Genomic DNA, 17,778 nt, shown 5'->3' with positions numbered 1-17,778 from the left:
GGCCGGCTCCGGCTCCGGCTCCGGCTCCGGCTCCGGGAGCCGACAAGGCCCCGCAAGCGGAAAGGACCTGGGAGAACGCGATGGGACTTCTCGACGACAAGGTCGTCCTGGTGGGCGGTGGCACACAGGGTGTCGGTGCAGCGGTCGCCCGCGCGGCGGTACGGGAGGGCGCGGTCGTCGCCGTCTCCGGACGGCGGCGCGGGCCGGGCGAGGCACTGGTGGCCGAGCTGGGCGCGGCGGGCGGCGAGGCCCTGTTCGTCCGGGCGGACCTGGCGGACCCGGAGCGGGCGAAGGCGTCGGTCGCCGAGGTGGTCGCCGCGTACGGCCGGATCGACTGCCTGGTCAACGCGGCGGGCCTCACCTCGCGCGGCACACTCCTGGACACCACGCCCGAACTCCTCGACGCGCATCTCGCGATCAACCTCAAGGCACCGTTCTTCACCATGCAGGCGGCGGTCGCGGACATGGTGGGGCGGGGGGCGCCGGGCACGATCGTCAACATCATCACGTCGTCGGCCCACGGCGGCCAGTCCTTCCTCGCCCCCTACGTCGCCGCCAAGGCCGGTCTGATCGGGCTGACCCGCAACGCCGCCCACGCCCACCGCTGGGACCGGATCCGGATCAACGGCCTCAACATCGGCTGGACCGCGACGGAGGGCGAGGACGCCACCCAGCGCGCCTTCCACGGGGCGGGCGACGACTGGCGCGAGCAGGCCGCCGCCCGGCTGCCGATGGGCAAGCTGGGCCGGCCGGAGGAGATCGCCGACTTCGTGGTCCTGCTGCTGTCGGAGCGGTCGGGCGTGGTCACGGGTTCGGTGATCGACTGGGACCAGAACGTGCTGGGCGCCCTGGACTGAAGCCTCGGGCCCGCTCGCCCCGGCCCTCGACACACCTCTCGGAAGTACGGCAAGCACCACCAAGGAGAAGGAGCAGCACAGCGCATGCGCATCGGTATCCTCGGCCTCGGCCGCATCGGCGCGTTCCACGCCGAGACCCTGTCCGGACTCGACGCGGTCCGGTCGCTCGTCGTCGCCGACCCGAACCCGCAGGCCGCCAAGGCCGCCGCCGAGCGGTTCGGCGCGCAGGTCGCGGACTCCCCGGAGGCGTTGCTCGCCGCCGGGATCGACGGCGTGGTGATCGCCGCGGCGACCGACGCCCATCCCGCTCTGATCCGTGCCGGGGTACGGGCGGGTGTGCCGGTGTTCTGCGAGAAGCCGGTCGCCGGGACCATGGCCGAGGGGGTCGCCGTCCTCAAGGACGTCGAACAGGGCGGCGTCCCCGTGCAGATCGGCTACAACCGGCGCTTCGACGCGGGCTTCGTGGCCGCGCGGGACGCCGTGCGCGGCGGTGAGCTGGGCGCCCTGCACACCGTACGGTCGACCACGCTCGATCCGGCGCCGCCGCCCGCCGCCTACGTGGCCGCGTCCGGCGGGATCTTCCGGGACTGCTCGGTGCACGACTTCGACATCATCCGGTGGGTGACGGGCCGTGAGGTGACCGAGGTGTACGCGGTCGGCGGCAACCGGGGCGCCGACTACATCCGGGAGGCGGGCGACGCCGACACCACCGGCGCGGTCCTCACCCTGGACGACGGCACGATCGCGGTGGTCTCCAACAGCCGCCACAACGGGCGGGGACACGATGTGCGGATGGAGCTGCACGGCTTCGCCGACTCGATCGCCGTGGGCCTGGAGGACCGGCTGCCGCTGCGCTCGGTGGAGCCCGGCGCGCGCTTCCCCGCGGGCACGCCGCACGACTTCTTCATGGACCGCTTCGCCGCCGCCTACCGCGCCGAGCTGACCGCGTTCACCGAGGTGGTGGCGGGCACCCGGCCCTCGCCCTGCACGGTCGCGGACGCGCTGGAGGCGGGCTGGATCGCGGAGGCGTGCACCTTGTCGCTGCGCGAGCACCGTCCGGTGCGGGTCGCGGAGGTGCGCACCGGGTGAGGCGGCCTCAGTAGTCTCGGTGGCCTCAGCGACTTCAGTGACCTCAGCGGCATCACCGGCCTCAGTGATGGAACCCGGGCTGCTCCGCCACATGGGCGGTCGGTCCCGCCGACAGGTGTTCGACGGCCTTGCGGATGTCCTCGGCCAGCAGCACGACCTTGTCGTAGCTGATGCCGTGCCGTACGAGCACCCGGGCGATGACGGTGTCCCCGCGGCTGGCGGGCAGCGGGTACGCGGGGACCTGCCAGCCGCGGCGGCGCAGTTGGTCGGTGAGGTCGTAGAGGGTGAAGGGGCTGGTGGTGGGGTCGGTGAGGGTCCAGGAGACGGCCGGGAGGGCGTCGTGCCCGTCGTGCAGCACGGTGAAGGGGCCCATCTCGCGCAGCCGGCCCGCCAGCATCTGCGCGGTCATGGCGCAGGCGCCGTGCACCTGGGTGTAGCCCTCGCGGCCGAGGCGCAGCAGGTTGTAGTACTGGGCGACGACCTCGCCGCCGGGGCGGGAGAAGTTCAGGGCGAAGGTGGGCAGGTCGCCGCCGAGGTAGTCGACGTGGAAGACCAGGTCGTCGGGGAGCATCTCGGCCTCGCGCCAGACGATCCAGCCGACGCCGAGGGGGGCCATGCCGTACTTGTGGCCGGAGGCGTTGATCGAGGCGACGCGCGGCAGCCGGAAGTCCCAGACGAGGTCGGGCTGGAGGAACGGGGCGACGAACGCGCCGCTGGCCCCGTCGACGTGGACCGGGATGTCGAGGCCGGTCTCGCGCTCGATCCGGTCGAGTTCCGCGGCGATCTCGGCGACGGGCTCGTACACACAGGTGTAGGTGACGCCGAGGATGGCGACGACGCCGATGGTGTTCTCGTCGACGTGGTCGCGGAGCTGGTGCGGGCGCAGGGCGAGCGCGTCCGGCTCCAGCGGCACCTGGCGCAGCTCCACGTCGAAGTAGCGGGCGAACTTCTCCCAGCAGACCTGGACGGGGCCGGTGACGATGTTGGGCCGGTCGGTGGACTTGCCCTCGGCGCGGCGCCGCTGCCGCCAGCGCCACTTCAGGGCGAGGCCGCCGAGCATGCACGCCTCGCTGGAGCCGGTGGTGGAGCAGCCGAGGGTCTGCGCGCCCTCGGGTGAGTTCCACAGGTCGGCGAGCATGTGGACGCAGCGGTTCTCCATCTCGGCGGTCTGCGGGTACTCGTCCTTGTCGATCATGTTCTTGTCGAGGCACTCGTCCATCAGGGCGTGCACCTCGGGCTCGGCCCAGGTGGTGCAGAAGGTGGCGAGGTTCTGCGCGGCGTTGCCGTCCAGGGTCAGCTCGTCGTGGATCAGGGCCCGGACCGCGCGGGCGTCGGAGACTCCCTGGGGCACCTGGTACTTCGGCAGCTCACGCCCGCTGATGGGCAGGGAGTAGACATCGTCGAACGGCAGCGCGTCCGCCGCGTTGGTCTGGTGCAGGGCCATGCGCCTTCCCCGGCTTCCGTGGGACGTCGTGCGGTCGGGGGTACGACCTGTCAGTTCCGTTTCCGGCCTTCCCTCCGTCGGCAATCTGGCACACCCGGCCACGTGCCGCCCTCCGGGAGGGGCCGGACGAGGGGCGCCCGGCGGGGGAAAACCGAGGGGCGCCCGGGGGTGGACGGAGGGGGGCCCGGGGGAATCCGAGGGGGCCGGGGGGAAACAGCCGTATCCGCCCCCGTTTTGTCATCCAGGTGCGTAGACGCACCCCCCGCACAGCTCCTACGGTCTGCGGGCAGCGCCGGTTCGCATAGCCGGATTCGCATATTCGAACGGGAGTGCCGGATGCGCCGAAGTGGCTCACCTTTCGCCTTCATCCTGCTGGGCGTAGGCGTGTTCCTCCTCGTCCTCGCGCCCATGCTCGTGTGGTACGTCAAGCCGCGTGCCGCCGTGAACCCGATCGACATCGATGTGACAGCGGTGTACAAGGGCACGGGCAGTTACTTCGACGTCGGCGAGACGGAGACGCTGAGCGGGGAGCAGATCACCGTCACCCAGCGGGTGCGCGGTGACGTGGCCGAGAGCGAGCGCAGCGGGAACGCCGTGTGGGACGTGGTGACCACCGTCGACACGGAGAAGTCGCTTCCGGCGGCCGATCCGCACGACGCGCTGGACTTCTCCACCGCCCGCTGGGTCACCGACCGCCGCACCAACAAGCCCGTGCACTGCTGTGACGAGCAGCCGTACCACGAGGGCGAGGCGTATCTGAAGTTCCCCTTCGATGTGGAGAAGCGCTCCTACCAGTGGTGGGACAGCACCGGGGACACCACGGTCACGCTCTCCTACCAGGGCACGCAGGAGATCAAGGGGTACAAGGGCTACGTCTTCACCGGCAAGGTCGCCCCCATGCAGGCCGGTACCCGTCAGGTGCCCGGCGCGCTGGTCGGCCTCCCCGACACCCCGCAGGTCATCGCCGAGGAGTGGTACTCCAACCACGGCGTCAAGCTGGTCGTGGACCAGGCCACCGGTCGTACGCTCTACGCCCAGCTCGGCCCCAAGCGCACCCTGCGCGCCCCGGGTTCCGACGAGGACGCGGTGACCCTGCTGGACGTGGACAAGCTCTCCTTCACCGACGCCACCCAGCAGTTCGCGGTGGACCGCGCCGAGCAGGACAGCGGTCAGCTGCGGACGGTCGGGGTGACGGCCCCCATCGGCGCGGCCTCGGCGGGACTCCTGTCCACGATCGCCGCCGTCGTGCTCCTCGTACGGGGCCGCAGGCGCGGCGGGGAGAGCGACGAGGACCGTGCCGTCCCGTCCGAGCCCGCCCCCACGGCGGAACTCACGGCGGCCCGTCGGTGACGGCGGCGCCCACCCGCTGAGGTCTCCGGTACGCGAAGGGGGCGGCGGCAGTCCGGATTCACTCCGGCTGCCGCCGCCCCTTTCGTGCCGGGCTCATGCCCCGCAGGAACGCAGGAATTTCCGGGTCCGTACGGCGATCGGCAGCGGCGCGTCCGGCTCGCAGGGGTACATGTCCTGCTCCACGATCGCGAACAGGTCGATGCCCAGCCGCTGGGCGGCCACGAGCACCGGCTCCAGCTCGGGGACCCCGCCCGGCGGTTCGCACATCACCCCGCGCTGGACGGCCGGCCCGAAGGCGGTCCCGTGCGCCACGACGTCCGCGAGGATCTCCGGGTCCACCTGCTTGAGGTGCAGGTACCCGATCCGCTCCCCGTACGTCTCGATCAGCTTGACGCTGTCGCCGCCGCAGTAGGCGTAGTGCCCGGTGTCCAGACACAGTCCGACCAGCCCGGCGTCGGTGGAGTCGAGGAAGCGCTCGACATGGGTCTCGGTGTCGATATGGGTGTCGGCGTGCGGGTGGACCACGATGTCCAGGCCGTACGTCTCCCGCACCCGGTGTCCGAGGAGTTCCATGCCCTTGGCCAGATGGCCCCACTGCTGGGTGGTCAGCTCCGGCGGTTCCAGGATCTCGGCGGTCTTGTCGTCACGCCAGAAGGAGGGGATGACCACGAGGTGCCGGGCGCCCATGGCGCGGGTCAGCTCGGCGACCTGGCTGACGTGCTTCCAGGTCGGCTCCCAGACGTCCGGGCCGCGGTGCAGGCCGGTGAAGACGGTCCCGGCGGAGACCTTGAGCCCGCGCCGGCCCACCTCGTCGGCGAGCCGGACGGGGTCGGTCGGGAGGTAGCCGTAGGGGCCCAGCTCGATCCACTCGTAGCCGGCCTCGGCGACCTCGTCCAGGAAGCGCTGCCAGGGCACCTGCCGGGGGTCGTCGGGGAACCACACGCCCCAGGAGTCGGGGGCCGAGCCGACCCGGATGCGGTCCAGCGCAGCGGACATGATCAGGACTTCCCTTCGGGCTGTGCGGGTGGAACGGGCGGTGCGGGAGGTGCGGGAGGTTCGTCGGACTGCTGTGGTGCAGCGGGGGCGGGCGGTTCATGGGACCGCGGGGCGGCCGGGGCGGGCGGTTCATGGGACCGCGGGGCGGGCGCCGGGGGGCCGGGTTCCGTACCCGTTCCGACCTCGTCCGGCAGCTCGTCCACGTCCACGCCCCGCACCTGTGACAACTCATGCTTCAGCGCCGCCAGTTCGGCGCCGCCCGCCATGTGGTTGGTCAGCTCCTCCAGGCTGACCTCGCTGCGGTCGGCGGAGAGTTCCAGCGTGCCGAGCCGCAGCACGCTGAAGTGGTCGCCGACCATGTAGGCGTGGTGGGGGTTGTGGGTGATGAAGATGACGCCGAGGCCCCGGTCGCGGGCGGCGGCGATGTACTTCAGCACCACCCCGGACTGCTTGACCCCGAGCGCGGCGGTCGGCTCGTCCAGGATGAGCACACGCGCGCCGAAGTAGACCGCGCGGGCGATGGCGACGCACTGGCGCTGGCCCCCGGAGAGGGTGCCGATGGGCTGTTCGAGGTCGTCCAGGACGATCCCCATGTTGCGCAGTTCCTCGTCGGCGGTCCGCTTCATCCGGTCGATGTCGAGCCGGCGCACCGGCCAGGGGCCCCTGGTCATCTCGGAGCCGAGGAAGAAGTTGCGCCACACGGGCATCAGCGGCACGGTCGCGAGGTCCTGGTAGACGGTGGCGATGCCGCGGTCGAGGGCCTGGCGAGGGCTGGTGAAGCGGACGGGTTCGCCGTCCACGAGGACGTCGCCCTCGGTGTGCTGGTGCAGCCCGGAGACGATTTTGATCAGGGTGGACTTGCCCGCGCCGTTGTCGCCGAGGACACAGGTCACCCGCCCGGGGTGGACGGTGAGGTCGACGCCGTGCAGGGCGCGGATGTTGCCGTAGGACTTGCCGGCGGCGCGCAGCTCGACGATCGGGCCGTCCTGCGCGGGCGGGACGTCGGGCAGGACGGTCCCGTGGGTGCCGGTGCCGGTGGGGGCACTCGTGCCGGTGGCTTTGCTGGTCATTGGTCAGGTCACCTCCGGGTCGCCGTACGGCGTACCCACAGATTGATGAGCACGGCCCCGAGCAGCATCACCCCGAGGAACGCCTTGAACCAGTCGGGGTTCCATCCGGCGTACACGATGCCCTGGTTCACCATGCCGAACATGAAGGCGCCGAAGACCGGGCCGATGGCCGAGCCGTAGCCGCCGGTGAGCAGACAGCCGCCGATGACGGCGGCGGCGATGTAGATCAGCTCCTGGCCGACGCCCTCGCCGGACTGGACGGTGTTGAAGGAGAACAGGTTGTGCATGCCGATGAACCAGGCGCCGAAGCCGACCAACATGAACAGGGTGATCTTGGTGAAGGTCACCGGGACCCCGACGGCCCGCGCGCTGTCCTGGTTGCCGCCGACGGCGAAGACCCAGTTGCCGTACTTGGTGCGCAGCAGCACCCAGGTGGCGAGGCCGGCGAAGACCAGCCACCAGACCACGGTGATCTTCACCTCGACGCCTCCGATGTCGAAGGAGGAGGCGAAGAGGGCCCTGGCCTGGTCGAAGCCGTCCATGGTGCTGATGTCGTCGGTGGCGACATTGCCGGTGACCAGTTTGGTGACGGCGAGGTTGACGCCCTGGAGGATGAGGAAAGTGCCGAGGGTGACCAGGAAGCTGGGCAACCCGGTCTTCACCAGCATCCAGCCGTTGAACGCGCCGACGGCCAGCGAGGCCAGCAGGGCGACGACCACGCCCATCCAGACATTGAGGGTCAGCTGGTAGCTGAGCATGCCGGCGGTCAGCGCGGAGGTGATGACGGCGACCCCGGCGGAGAGGTCGAACTCGCCGCCGATCATCAGCAGGGCGACGGGCAGCGCCATGATGCCGATGGTGGACGCCTGGTAGAGCACGGTGGCCATCGAGCCGCCCTGGCGGACCGAGGGCGCTGCGATCAGGAAGAACACGAACACGGCGACCGCGCCGAGGAAGACCCCCACTTCCGGCCGGGCGAGCAGCCGCAGGGCGAGCGGGCGCTCCCGGGTGCGTCCGTCGGCCGGCCGGGGGCCGGACGGCGCCGGCGGTGCGCTCACCGCCGGCGCCGTCCGCTGGGGTGTGCCCATCACCGGGTGCCCTTCTGGGCGAACGTGGCGATGGCCTCGACGTTGGACTCGTCGACGAAGGCCGGTCCGGTGAGCACGGGCTGCTCGCCGCCGCCGCTGTAGTTGCCGTTGTTCTTGTAGAGCCAGAGGCCGTCCACGGCGAGGTAGCCCTGGAGGTAGGGCTGCTGGTCGACGGCGAACGCGATGTCGCCCTTGGCGATGGCCCCGGTGAGCTGCTTGTTGAGGTCGAAGGTGGCGACCTTCGCGTCGCTGCCCGCCTCGTCCACGGCCTGGACCGCCGTCAGCGCGAAGGGGGCGCCGAGCGTGACGACATGGTCGATCGCGGAGTCCTCCTTGAGCTTGGCGGTGATGGTGGACTTCACGGACGGCATGTCGGTGCCGTTGACGTTGAGGACCTCGGTGGTGCCGGAGAAGGTCTTCTTCACCCCGTCGCAGCGCTGGGTGAGCCCGACGTTGCCCTGTTCCTGGATGACGCAGACGACGTTCTTCGCGCCGTCCTCGTCGAGCCGCTTGCCGAGCGCCTCGCCCGCGACGGTCTCGTCCTGTCCGAAGAACTCCATGAGGCTCAGCTCCTTCCAGTCGCTGAGACCGGAGTTGAGGCCGACGACGGGGATGCCGGCCTGCTGTGCCTTGGCTATGACGCCCTTGAGCGCGTCGGGCTTGGCGAGGGTGACGGCGATCCCGTCCACCTTCTGGTCGATGGCGTTCTGGATCAGGTTGGCCTGGTTGCCCGCGTTGGGGTCGGCGGAGTAGACGAGCTTGACGTTGTCCTTGTCGGCGGCGGCCTGGGCGCCCTTGCGGACGATGTCCCAGAAGGTGTCTCCGGGCGCCTGGTGGGTGACGAGGGCGACGGTCATCCGCGGGGTGGTGGCCTTGCCCGCGCCGGCCCCCTCCGCCGCCGACTCCTCGGACTTCTTGCCGCCAGAGCCGCTGGAGCAGCCCGCCAGGGTCAGGGCCGCCGCGGCCACCACGGCCAGGGCGGGGGTGATTCTGCGGGAGCGAGAAGAGCGGTCCATCGTTGCTGCACCTCACTGTGCGGCCGGGGAAAGGGTGGGGGGTTCCGGGGAAACGCTGCGCGGTTCCGGAGAACCCGGTGCCCGGGATCCAATCCCCTGTCGCGCCCGGTGTCAATACTTTGTCCAGACATCATTGCAGGACAAGGTCCGAATGTAAGTACAAAGCCTTGACAGGGGATCACTCCCGGCACTAGACCTGACGGGCACACCCGAGCACACCCGACCACGCGAACACTCCGAGCACGCCCGAGCACGCTGAACACACCCGGGCCCGCCCCAGCACCCCCCAGTACTGCCCAGCACCCCCGCACTACCCGCACCCCCCGTACTCCCCCGCACATCCCGACTGCCTGATGCCCCTGAGCAGGACACCCACTGCCCCGCACGGAGGTGCCCCGTGGCGACGACCGGAGCCGGCCCCGTCTCCCCTCTCGCTTCCCTGGACTTCACCCTGGACCGCGCGAGCCCGATACCCCTGTACCACCAGCTCGCCCAGCAACTGGAGGCCGCCATCGAGCGCGGGGCGCTGCCCCCGGGCAATCTGCTGGGCAACGAGGTCGACCTCTCCCACCGTCTCGGCCTGTCCCGCCCCACCGTCCGCCAGGCCATCCAGTCCCTGGTCGACAAAGGGCTGCTGGTCCGCCGTCGGGGCGTGGGCACCCAGGTGGTGCACCGCCAGGTCAAGCGACCGCTCGAACTGAGCAGCCTCTACGACGATCTGGAGTCCGCGGGTCAGCAGCCCACGACCCGCGTCCTGCGCAACGCGCCCGTCCCCGCGTCCGCCGAGGTCGCCGCCGCCCTGGGCGTCCCCGAGCACACCGAGGTCACCCTCCTGGAACGCCTGCGCCTCACCCATGGGCTGCCGGTCGCGTTCCTCACCAACTACCTGCCGACCGACGTCCTCACCCCGCAGACCCCCCGCCTCGAAACGACCGGCCTGTACCGGGCGATGCGCGCGGCCGGCGTCACCCTGCACAGCGCCCACCAGACCGTCGGCGCCCGCTCCGCCACCCCGGGGGAGGCCGCGCTGCTCGACGAACACCCCGGCGCCGCGCTCCTCACCATGCGTCGCACGGCCTACGACGTCACCGGCCGCCCGGTCGAGTACGGCACCCACATCTACCGGGCGTCGCGGTACGCCTTCGACTTCCAGCTGCTGGTCAGGAGCTGACCGGCGCCACCGGGCGGCCAGTTCAGTGCGCCGCGTCCAGCCGGGCCCGCTGCTCCTGGGTCAGTTCCAGGTCCACCGCCGCCAGGTTCTCCTCCAGTTGGGTGAGCGACGAGGCCCCGGCGAGCGGGAGGACGGGCAACTCGGCGGCGATCTGCCAGGCCAGGACGGTCTGGTTGAGGGTGGCGCCGCTCTCCCGGGCGACCTCACGCAGGACCGCGAGCCGGGCGGGGGTGCCCGGGTGGTCGTAGTCCGAGGGCACCGGCTTGTCCTCGCGGACGTAGGCCCCGGCCAGCAGCGGGGAGTAGGCGACGAGGGTGAGGTCCGGTTCGGCCCGCAGATAGCTGAGGAGTTCCGGGCCTGTGTGGCCCAGGCTGCCGTCCGGGAACAGGTCGCCGGGCACGTCGAAGCGCGGGCGCAGCAGGCTGTGCTGGTACTGGAGCACCTCGTAGCCCGGCAGTCCGGCCGCCGCCGCGATCGCCCGGGCCCGCTCCACCCGCCACACCGCGTGGTTGCTGACGCCGAGCAGTCCGACCGTGCCCTCGGAGACCAGCGCGGCGAAGCCCTCGACGGTCTCGGCGAGCGGGACGGTCCGGTCCTCGATGTGGGCGTACAGCAGATCGAGCTTGTCGACGCCGAGCCGCTCCCGGCTGCGCTCGGCGGACTCCCGGATCACCTTCGCGGACAGTCCCTCGGCGTTGTCGACGAAGCCGGTGCCGGGGGCCAGCGGGCGGGCGCCCAGCTTGGTGGCGATGACGACCTCGCTGCCGATGCCCCGGCTGCGCCGCCAGCGGCCGAGCAGTTCCTCGCTCTGCCCGCCCTGGCTGCCGTCCTCCCAGAAGGCGTAGTTGTCAGAGGTGTCGATGAAATTGCCGCCGGCCTCCACATAGCGGTCGAGGACGGCGAAGGCGGTCTTCTCGTCGGTGCGGGTGCCGAACAGCATCGCGCCGAGCGCGAGCACACTCACCTCACGGCGGTGGGCCGGGTCGATGCCGATGGTGCGGTACTTCATGGGGGTTTCCTCCCGTTCGGACCCGGGTCGTCCGGGCACGAACGGGAGTCTGCTCGTTGAAGTGCTCTCCAAGTCAACCGACCCGGGCACGAGAACCTCACCATGGCGCCGGTGAGCCCCTCACCTGTGAGCCGCTCACCGGCGCCCCGCCTCCGGACGGACCGCTGCATCAGCTCCCTTCCCGCCACAGAACACCTCGTACCAGCCGATTTGTGACGGCTGACACATTCAGCCACCGTGGCCTGAATGGGGTGACATGGTGGGGGCGTGCTGCTCGACGACACCGACCGCGGGATCATGCGCGCCCTCACCATCGACGGGCGGACGCCCTACACCACACTCGCCCGTGAGCTGGGCGTCTCGGAGGGGACCGTACGGCAGCGGGTGGCCCGGCTCCAGGAGGGCGGGGTGCTGAGGATCGTCGCGCTGTGCGACCCGCTGCGGCTGGGACACCAGTCGGTGCGGCTGATGATCCGGGTGCGGGACCTCACCCCCAAGGCGGTGGCCAAGTCCCTCTCCGGTATGCCGATGATCAACCATGTGGCGCTGTGCGCCGGAAGCCAGGACATCTTCCTGGAAGGCACCTGCCGGGACCAAGCCCAGCTCGTGCAACTCCTCGACGACATCCGGATGCTGCCGGGGGTCTCCCGGGTGCAGGTGCTTCTGCTGCTGGAGCTGTTCAAGGACTACTCGTGGCAGGGGCTGGCGAGCGCGGTCGGACAGGGCGTGGCGGAGGAGTAGCCCCCCGGGGAGCGGCCCCGGAAACGGCCCGCGAGGGCAACCCCGGAACGGCCCGCGGGGCAACTCCGGAACGGCGCGCGGGGCGACCCCGGATCGGTGCGCGGGGCGACCCCGGATCGGCGCGCAGGGCAACTCCGGAACGGCCCGCAAGGCGACCCCGGAAGCAACCCCCCGGAACAGCTCACTCCCGGGAAAACAACCCCGCGCCCTCCCGTCAGCCGGGGATGATCCGCTTCTCCGGCCGTACCGGGACCTCCCGGAACCCGGCCCACAGGTACGAGTCCTTGATGACCTCCAGCACGGTCAGCGCCTCGGCGTGCGCGACCCCGTTGACCCGGCGCACCCGCTCGGTGAGCAGTTCGGCGAGGTGCTCCAGATTCCGGCAGCGGACGTCCGCGATCAGGTCGTACGGGCCCACGCAGGAGGCGACGTACCGGATCTCCGGCATCCGTGACAGCTCCCGGGCGACCAGCGACACCGGGATGTGATGGACGCGGATCGCGAGATGGACCTCCATCTCGCCCATGCGCACGGCGTCCGTCATCCCGACGACCTGGAGCACACCCTTGCGCTGGAGCCGCTGGTAGCGGGCGCGCACCGACGCCTCGGAGAGGCCCACGGTCCGGCCCATCTCCGCGAAGGAGCGGCGCCCGTCCACTCTGAGCTGGTCGATGATCTGCCGGTCCAGGTCGTCGATCACCGGGAACCTCCAGAGCGGGTACGAGTGCCTCGGCGCACTGACTGCACCTTCGGCCTTGCGGCCACCGGGTGTCAATGTCCCCCGTCACAGTCCGACCGCCCTGCGATACGCGTGGAAACAGGGCCGCTATTCCACGGGTTTCGTTGCGGGCGTGTCTTTCGGGTCGCCGCCCCGTCGCCCACTCTTTTCCCATCCGCAACCTCGGCGGTCCTCCCCTCGACGACGGCGAGGCGTGCCCTGGGCCTCGAACCGCCCCCGGACAAGGAGTTCAGCACATGCACACCACCCCTCCCCGCGCCCCGACGCCCCGGCGGCCGTCGCGGTGACCGTCACGGCAGCCACCACCGGTGTGCCCGCCGAACCGCGGGACGCGGGCCCCTCCGGTGCCGGCACCGCCCGCCGGGCGCGCGGCCGGCGGGCGGCGGTGACGACGCTGCTCCTCGCCCCCGCCGGGATCACCGTCCTCGGGCTGGTTCTCGTGCCGCTGCTGCTCGTGGTGCGCAACAGCTTCGCCTCGGCGGACGCCTACGGCGGCATCCAGGGCGGCTGGACCCTGTCGAACTACCAGGACCTGATGGACCCGGTCTATCTCAAGGTCTTCAGTTACAGCCTGGGCATGGCGGCGCTGAACACCGCGGTGTGCCTGGTGCTCGGCTATGTGGTCTCGTACTACCTGGCCGGCCGTTCCCCGCAGCGGCAGATGCTGCTGCTTCTGCTGATCATCGTGCCGTTCTGGACCGACTTCCTGGTGCGGACCTTCGCCTGGATCAATCTGCTCAGCCCCGGCGGGCCGGTGAACAGCCTCACCGACGCCCTCGGGCTCACCGACGGCAACACCCAGTGGATCCCCAGCCAGGGCGCGTCCTTCATCGGCCTGGTGTACGCGTTCCTGCCCACCGCGATCTTCCCGATCTACGCGTCGCTGCGCGGGGTCGACGGCTCCCTCGGGGAGGCCGCCCGCGACCTGGGGTGCGGCTGGTGGCGGGTGCACACCCGGGTACTGCTGCCGATCGCCCGGCCGGGGATGCTCGCGGCGGCGCTGCTCACCTTCATCCCGACCCTCGGGGTGTTCGTCATCCCGGTGCTGCTGGGCGGCGGCCGTGACCAACTCGTCGGCAACCTCATCGTCACCCTCTACACCGAGTTCCGTAACCAGCCCATGGGCGCCGCCGCCTCGGTCGTACTGCTGCTTCTGATGGTGGCGTCGATGGCGGTGTTCGGACTGGCCGCCCGGCGGCTGAGGAGGAAGTCGGCATGAAGCACGCTCTCGACACCCTGACGGCCTGGCTGGCCCGCGGCGTCATCGCCTTCCTCTACATCCCCATCGTCGTGGTGGTGGTGCTCTCCTTCAACGACTCCGAGGTCACCTACCGCTGGGACGGCTTCAGCACCCGCTGGTACGGGCGGCTCGCGGAGAACACCGAACTGCTGGCGGCGCTGCGGATCAGCGCCGAGACCGCGCTGATCTCGGCGACCCTCGCCACCCTGTGCGGACTGCTGGCCGCCATGGGCATGGCTCGGCTGCGGGCCCGGGGCAGGGCCGTCTTCTCCGGCGGGCTGTTCCTGCCGCTGATCATCCCGGAGATCGTGCTCGGCGTGGCGCTGCTGTCGGTCTTCGGCGCGATGCACGCCGACCTGGGCCTGACGACCCTGGTCGCGGGCCATGTGGTGGTGACCCTGCCGTACGCGGCGCTGATCGTGCTCGGCGCCCACGCGGCCCTGGACCCCTCCCTGGAGGAGGCCGCCACCGACCTCGGCTGCAACGCCTGGCAGTCGTTCCGCCGGATCACCCTGCCGCTGCTGCGACAGCCGCTGCTGGCGGCCTGGCTGCTCTCCTTCACCATCTCCTTCGGCAACATCGTGATGTCCACCTTCACCAACGGCGTCGGCAGCACCACCCTGCCGCTGCGCGTCTACTCGATGCTCAAGGGCGGTCTGACCCCTGAGATCAACGCGCTGGGCACGCTGCTCGTGCTCTTCACCCTGCTGATCATCGTCGGGGTGGGCCTACGGCAGATGCGCCGGGTCCTGCTCGGCGCCGACCGAGCCTGACCGACCCCGCACAGGCTCCCCTCTCCCCTCGGCCCTCTCCCCGGTCGTCCTCCCCCGTCCGTCCGCTTTCCTGAAAGGCACCACCCTCATGCGCGCAAGAAGTGTCTCCAGAGGCGTCCTCGCGATCGCCGTCACCACCGTCACCGGCCTGATCGCCACCGGCTGCGGCGGCTCGGACTCCGGCTCCGCCGGTTCGGGCGGCGGCAAGGAGCTGAACATCTACGCCTGGGCCGGGGAGATCCCCGACTCGGTGGTGAAGAAGTTCGAGCAGGAGACCGGCATCAAGGTCACCGTCGACACCTTCGACAGCAACGAGACGATGACCGCCAAGCTCAGCTCGGGCTCGGCCGGTTACGACCTGGTGGAGCCCAGCCAGTACAGCGTGCAGCAGCTCATCGGGCAGCAGTTGATCGAGCCGCTGGACCACTCCCGCATCAAGGGCCTGGACAACCTCGCGGACAAATTCCGCGACCCGTCCTACGACCCCGGCAACAAGTACTCGATCCCGTGGATCTGGGGGACCACCGGCTTCGCCTACAACGACACGTGCATCCCGTCGGCGACCAGCTGGAAGACCCTCTTCGACGAGAAGTACAAGGGAAAGGTCTACATGCTGGACAACATGCTCGCCGCGTACATCGCCGGGCTCCAGGTGACCGGCGCCCGCGCCACCAGCACCGACGAGGGCGAGATCAAGGCCGCCACCGACGCGCTCACCGACCAGAAGACGATGCTCGCGGGCTACAACTCCACCAACTACCCGCAGCTCCTGTCGACCGGCCAGGCGTGCGCGGCCCAGGCGTGGAGCGGCACGGCGATGGCGGAGGTGGTCGCTGCCAACCCGGACGTGCACTACGTCCTGCCCGAGGAGGGCGGTTCGATCTGGACGGACGGCCTGTCCATCCCCAAGGGCGCCGAGAACACGGACTCCGCCTACCGGTTCATCAACTACCTCCTCCAGCCCGAGATCGCGGCCATGGCCACCGACGACGGCGGCAGCGCCAGCACCAACGCCGGGGCCCGCGAGTTCATCAAGGACAAGAAGGCCCTGGAGAACCCGGCCGTGTACGCCTCCGACGAGGCGATCGCCAAGGCGGACTTCCTGCTCGACCCGGGCACCGCGATGAAGCACTTCCAGCAGGGCTGGACCAAGGTGAAGGCGTCCTGACGATGACCACCACGAAGACCCGCTCCGGGCCGGCGGCCCCGGACACCGACGCGGCACCGGCCGTACGCCTCACCGGCGTGGGCAAGACCTTCGGCGCCACCCATGCGGTGCGGGATGTCACCCTCGACATCCGACGCAACGAATTCTTCTCCATCCTCGGCCCGTCCGGCTGCGGCAAGACCACCCTCATGCGCATGATCACCGGCTTCGAGACCCCCAGCGAGGGCACGGTGGAGCTGGGCGGGGTCCCCGCCAACTCCGTACCGCCGCACAAGCGGGACCTCAACATGCTCTTCCAGAGCTACGCCCTCTTCCCGCATCTGTCGGTCGCCGACAATGTCGCCTTCGAGCTGAAGGTGCGCAAGTCCCGGCCGAAGCCGCAGATCGCCGAGGCGGTACGGGAGGCCCTGGCACTGGTCCGCCTCACCGGTTACGGCGAGCGGTCCATCGCCCAGCTGTCCGGCGGGCAGCGGCAGCGGGTCGCCATCGCCCGCGCGCTGATCGGCCGCCCCTCGCTGCTCCTGCTCGACGAACCGCTCGGCGCCCTCGACCAGAAGCTGCGCGCGCAGATGCAACTGGAGCTCAAGAAGATCCAGCGCGAGGTCGGGGTGACCTTCGTGACGGTCACCCATGACCAGGAGGAGGCCCTGACCATGTCCGACCGCATCGCGGTCATGGACGGCGGCAGGGTCCTCCAGGTCGACACCCCCGAGGCGATCTACGAACGCCCCGCGACCCGGTTCGTCGCCGACTTCATCGGTACGTCGAACTTCCTGACCGGCACCGTGGACGGCACCTCGGTCCTCGACGTCGGCGGCCTCGGCCGCTTCACCACGCCGGAGGGGCACGGGCTCACCCACGGCACCGAGGCCCATCTCGCGGTACGCCCCGAGAGCGTCCGGCTCGCCGGGGCGGACGCCGACCTCCCGGACTGCGGGACCGTCCTGGACGGCACCCTCCAGCAGATCGTCTACCTCGGCAACGCCACCCGCTACCACCTCACCCTCACCGACGGCACGGAACTGATCGCCGAGTCCCGCGGCCCGGACCGCAGCGGCCTGGCCGTCGGCGCCCCGGTCCGGGCGGGCTGGGACCCCCGACGGTCCCGGCTGCTCGCGCGATGACCCCGGCCACCCCGGTCCTCACCGGGCCCCGCCCCGCCACCCCCACCCTGGGCGCACACCCCACCCCGGACTGCGCCCACCCCAGCAAGGAGATACGACCGTGAAGGTCGCCGCAGCACAATTCGCCCCGACCGCCGACGCGGCCGGCAATCTCGCCGTCATCGAGGAGATGACCGCCGAGGCCGCAGCGGCGGGCGTCGAACTGGTCGTCTTCCCCGAGGAGTCGATGCTCCCCTCCGACGTCGGCGACGAGACCGACACCCAGCTCAGGGACCTGGCCGTGGCCCACTGGGAGCCTTTCCTGGCGGGCCTCTCCCGGATCGCCCGCGCCCACCACGTCGCGATCATCGCCGCGGGCTACGAGGACAGCGGGACGGCACTGCCGTACAACACCATGGCCGCGGTGGACGCCGACGGCGAGGTCCTCGGCCTCTACCGCAAGATGCACCTGTACGACGCCTTCTCCTACAAGGAGTCGCGCCGCATCCAGCGCGGCGACACCGGCCCGGTGGTGGTCCGCATCGGCGACTTCAACGTCGGCCTGGTCAACTGCTACGACATCCGCTTCCCCGAGTTCACCCGCTCCCTGGTGGAGATGGGCGCGGACCTCCTCGCGGTGTCGGCGGCCTGGGTGAAGGGGCCGCTGAAGGAGGACCACTGGCAGACCCTGCTGCGCACCCGCGCCATCGAGAACACCTGCTGGGTCGTGGCGTCCTCGCTCACCACCCCCGACTGCATCGGCATGTCGATGGCGGTCGACCCGCTGGGGGTGGTCCGTGCGGCGCTCGGCGAGGAGGAGCGCTCGCTGCTCGTCACCGACGCCGACAAGGACCGCATCGACCGGGCCCGCACGGTCCTGCCCGTGCTCCGCAACCGCCGCATCATCATCGGACCGAGGTGACC

At 70.8% G+C, this 17,778-nt stretch carries 17 protein-coding genes; 10 read left to right on the top strand and 7 right to left on the bottom strand.

All coding sequences use genetic code 11. The features are described 5' to 3' along the window. The first annotated feature begins 80 nt into the window (after nucleotides 1-80). Together ACIQNG_RS08235 and ACIQNG_RS08230 are read left to right on the top strand one after the other, a co-directional pair. Nucleotides 81-857 carry an SDR family oxidoreductase gene (locus tag ACIQNG_RS08235; RefSeq protein ID WP_401424393.1) on the top strand — a complete coding sequence of 259 codons (777 nt, stop codon included), beginning with the start codon at nucleotides 81-83 and terminating at the stop codon, nucleotides 855-857. A gap of 84 nt (nucleotides 858-941) precedes the next feature. Then, nucleotides 942-1,946, top strand: coding sequence for a Gfo/Idh/MocA family oxidoreductase (locus ACIQNG_RS08230; protein WP_401483233.1), 1,005 nt, complete (start codon nucleotides 942-944; stop codon nucleotides 1,944-1,946). A gap of 61 nt (nucleotides 1,947-2,007) precedes the next feature. Here the strand turns inward: ACIQNG_RS08230 and ACIQNG_RS08225 are convergent, their stop codons facing one another. Further along, complete coding sequence (locus ACIQNG_RS08225; RefSeq protein WP_401483231.1) at nucleotides 2,008-3,390, bottom strand: glutamate decarboxylase; 1,383 nt, start codon at nucleotides 3,388-3,390, stop codon at nucleotides 2,008-2,010. A gap of 336 nt (nucleotides 3,391-3,726) precedes the next feature. Between ACIQNG_RS08225 and ACIQNG_RS08220 the strand changes: the two genes are divergently transcribed. Further along, entirely contained in the window at nucleotides 3,727-4,740 is a 1,014-nt protein-coding gene (locus ACIQNG_RS08220; protein ID WP_401483229.1) for a DUF3068 domain-containing protein, read from the top strand. 93 nt (nucleotides 4,741-4,833) lie between these two features. Here the strand turns inward: ACIQNG_RS08220 and ACIQNG_RS08215 are convergent, their stop codons facing one another. The 4 genes from ACIQNG_RS08215 to ACIQNG_RS08200 are packed head-to-tail and all read right to left on the bottom strand — an operon-like array spanning nucleotide 4,834 to nucleotide 8,910. Further along, nucleotides 4,834-5,736 (bottom strand): sugar phosphate isomerase/epimerase family protein, encoded by a 903-nt coding sequence (locus ACIQNG_RS08215; RefSeq protein WP_401483228.1) that lies wholly within the window; start codon nucleotides 5,734-5,736, stop codon nucleotides 4,834-4,836. Nucleotides 5,737-5,738: 2 nt separating this feature from the next. Next, the gene (locus ACIQNG_RS08210) at nucleotides 5,739-6,806 is read right to left on the bottom strand and encodes an ATP-binding cassette domain-containing protein (protein ID WP_401483226.1); all 1,068 of its coding nucleotides are present in this window, start codon (nucleotides 6,804-6,806) and stop codon (nucleotides 5,739-5,741) included. 8 nt (nucleotides 6,807-6,814) lie between these two features. Beyond that, the gene (locus tag ACIQNG_RS08205) at nucleotides 6,815-7,894 is read right to left on the bottom strand and encodes an ABC transporter permease (protein ID WP_401424399.1); all 1,080 of its coding nucleotides are present in this window, start codon (nucleotides 7,892-7,894) and stop codon (nucleotides 6,815-6,817) included. Next, entirely contained in the window at nucleotides 7,894-8,910 is a 1,017-nt protein-coding gene (locus tag ACIQNG_RS08200) for a sugar ABC transporter substrate-binding protein (protein ID WP_401483224.1), read from the bottom strand. The genes ACIQNG_RS08205 and ACIQNG_RS08200 overlap by 1 nt, the downstream gene beginning before the upstream one ends. A gap of 397 nt (nucleotides 8,911-9,307) precedes the next feature. On the opposite strand from ACIQNG_RS08200, the gene ACIQNG_RS08195 reads away from it, so the two are divergent. Further along, nucleotides 9,308-10,081, top strand: a complete 774-nt coding sequence (locus ACIQNG_RS08195; RefSeq protein WP_401483222.1) for a GntR family transcriptional regulator — start codon at nucleotides 9,308-9,310, stop codon at nucleotides 10,079-10,081. 22 nt (nucleotides 10,082-10,103) lie between these two features. Here ACIQNG_RS08195 and ACIQNG_RS08190 read toward each other — a convergent pair whose 3' ends face one another. After that, the gene (locus ACIQNG_RS08190; RefSeq protein ID WP_401483220.1) at nucleotides 10,104-11,090 is read right to left on the bottom strand and encodes an aldo/keto reductase; all 987 of its coding nucleotides are present in this window, start codon (nucleotides 11,088-11,090) and stop codon (nucleotides 10,104-10,106) included. Between the two features lie 267 nt (nucleotides 11,091-11,357). On the opposite strand from ACIQNG_RS08190, the gene ACIQNG_RS08185 reads away from it, so the two are divergent. Next, nucleotides 11,358-11,831, top strand: a complete 474-nt coding sequence (locus ACIQNG_RS08185; RefSeq protein ID WP_401424403.1) for an Lrp/AsnC family transcriptional regulator — start codon at nucleotides 11,358-11,360, stop codon at nucleotides 11,829-11,831. A 214-nt stretch (nucleotides 11,832-12,045) separates the two neighbouring features. On the opposite strand, the gene ACIQNG_RS08180 is transcribed toward ACIQNG_RS08185, so the two are convergent. Then, a complete protein-coding gene (locus ACIQNG_RS08180) occupies nucleotides 12,046-12,531 on the bottom strand; it encodes an Lrp/AsnC family transcriptional regulator (RefSeq protein WP_401424404.1) in 486 nt (161 codons plus the stop codon). Between the two features lie 322 nt (nucleotides 12,532-12,853). Here ACIQNG_RS08180 and ACIQNG_RS08175 point away from each other — a divergent pair, with 322 nt between their 5' ends. The 5 genes from ACIQNG_RS08175 (at nucleotide 12,854) to ACIQNG_RS08155 (ending at nucleotide 17,776) form a co-directional block, all read left to right on the top strand. After that, the gene (locus ACIQNG_RS08175) at nucleotides 12,854-13,789 is read left to right on the top strand and encodes an ABC transporter permease (RefSeq protein WP_401483218.1); all 936 of its coding nucleotides are present in this window, start codon (nucleotides 12,854-12,856) and stop codon (nucleotides 13,787-13,789) included. Then, nucleotides 13,786-14,583, top strand: coding sequence for an ABC transporter permease (locus tag ACIQNG_RS08170; protein WP_401483216.1), 798 nt, complete (start codon nucleotides 13,786-13,788; stop codon nucleotides 14,581-14,583). The genes ACIQNG_RS08175 and ACIQNG_RS08170 overlap by 4 nt, the downstream gene beginning before the upstream one ends. Nucleotides 14,584-14,671: 88 nt before the next feature. Next, nucleotides 14,672-15,751: a PotD/PotF family extracellular solute-binding protein gene (locus tag ACIQNG_RS08165; protein WP_401483214.1), complete on the top strand. Its 1,080-nt coding sequence runs from the start codon at nucleotides 14,672-14,674 to the stop codon at nucleotides 15,749-15,751. Nucleotides 15,752-15,753: 2 nt separating this feature from the next. Further along, complete coding sequence (locus ACIQNG_RS08160; RefSeq protein ID WP_401483212.1) at nucleotides 15,754-16,875, top strand: ABC transporter ATP-binding protein; 1,122 nt, start codon at nucleotides 15,754-15,756, stop codon at nucleotides 16,873-16,875. A gap of 100 nt (nucleotides 16,876-16,975) precedes the next feature. Then, nucleotides 16,976-17,776, top strand: coding sequence for a carbon-nitrogen hydrolase family protein (locus ACIQNG_RS08155; protein WP_401424409.1), 801 nt, complete (start codon nucleotides 16,976-16,978; stop codon nucleotides 17,774-17,776). Nucleotides 17,777-17,778: the final 2 nt, after the last annotated feature.

The organism is Streptomyces sp. NPDC091377, from assembly GCF_044757045.1.
In the GTDB taxonomy this organism is placed as follows: Bacteria; Actinomycetota; Actinomycetes; order Streptomycetales; family Streptomycetaceae; genus Streptomyces.
The sequence above is the reverse complement of the archived record's forward strand: the minus strand, read 5'-3'. Positions and strand labels throughout refer to the sequence as shown.

Excerpts from the sequence above, each read along its gene's own strand:
- ACIQNG_RS08235 (WP_401424393.1), top strand. The coding sequence starts at position 81 with ATGGGACTTCTCGACGACAAGGTCGTCCTGGTGGGCGGTGGCACACAG.
- ACIQNG_RS08230 (WP_401483233.1), top strand. The coding sequence starts at position 942 with ATGCGCATCGGTATCCTCGGCCTCGGCCGCATCGGCGCGTTCCACGCC.
- ACIQNG_RS08225 (WP_401483231.1), bottom strand. The coding sequence starts at position 3,390 with ATGGCCCTGCACCAGACCAACGCGGCGGACGCGCTGCCGTTCGACGAT.
- ACIQNG_RS08220 (WP_401483229.1), top strand. The coding sequence starts at position 3,727 with ATGCGCCGAAGTGGCTCACCTTTCGCCTTCATCCTGCTGGGCGTAGGC.
- ACIQNG_RS08215 (WP_401483228.1), bottom strand. The coding sequence starts at position 5,736 with ATGTCCGCTGCGCTGGACCGCATCCGGGTCGGCTCGGCCCCCGACTCC.
- ACIQNG_RS08210 (WP_401483226.1), bottom strand. The coding sequence starts at position 6,806 with ATGACCAGCAAAGCCACCGGCACGAGTGCCCCCACCGGCACCGGCACC.
- ACIQNG_RS08205 (WP_401424399.1), bottom strand. The coding sequence starts at position 7,894 with ATGGGCACACCCCAGCGGACGGCGCCGGCGGTGAGCGCACCGCCGGCG.
- ACIQNG_RS08200 (WP_401483224.1), bottom strand. The coding sequence starts at position 8,910 with ATGGACCGCTCTTCTCGCTCCCGCAGAATCACCCCCGCCCTGGCCGTG.
- ACIQNG_RS08190 (WP_401483220.1), bottom strand. The coding sequence starts at position 11,090 with ATGAAGTACCGCACCATCGGCATCGACCCGGCCCACCGCCGTGAGGTG.
- ACIQNG_RS08170 (WP_401483216.1), top strand. The coding sequence starts at position 13,786 with ATGAAGCACGCTCTCGACACCCTGACGGCCTGGCTGGCCCGCGGCGTC.
- ACIQNG_RS08165 (WP_401483214.1), top strand. The coding sequence starts at position 14,672 with ATGCGCGCAAGAAGTGTCTCCAGAGGCGTCCTCGCGATCGCCGTCACC.
- ACIQNG_RS08160 (WP_401483212.1), top strand. The coding sequence starts at position 15,754 with ATGACCACCACGAAGACCCGCTCCGGGCCGGCGGCCCCGGACACCGAC.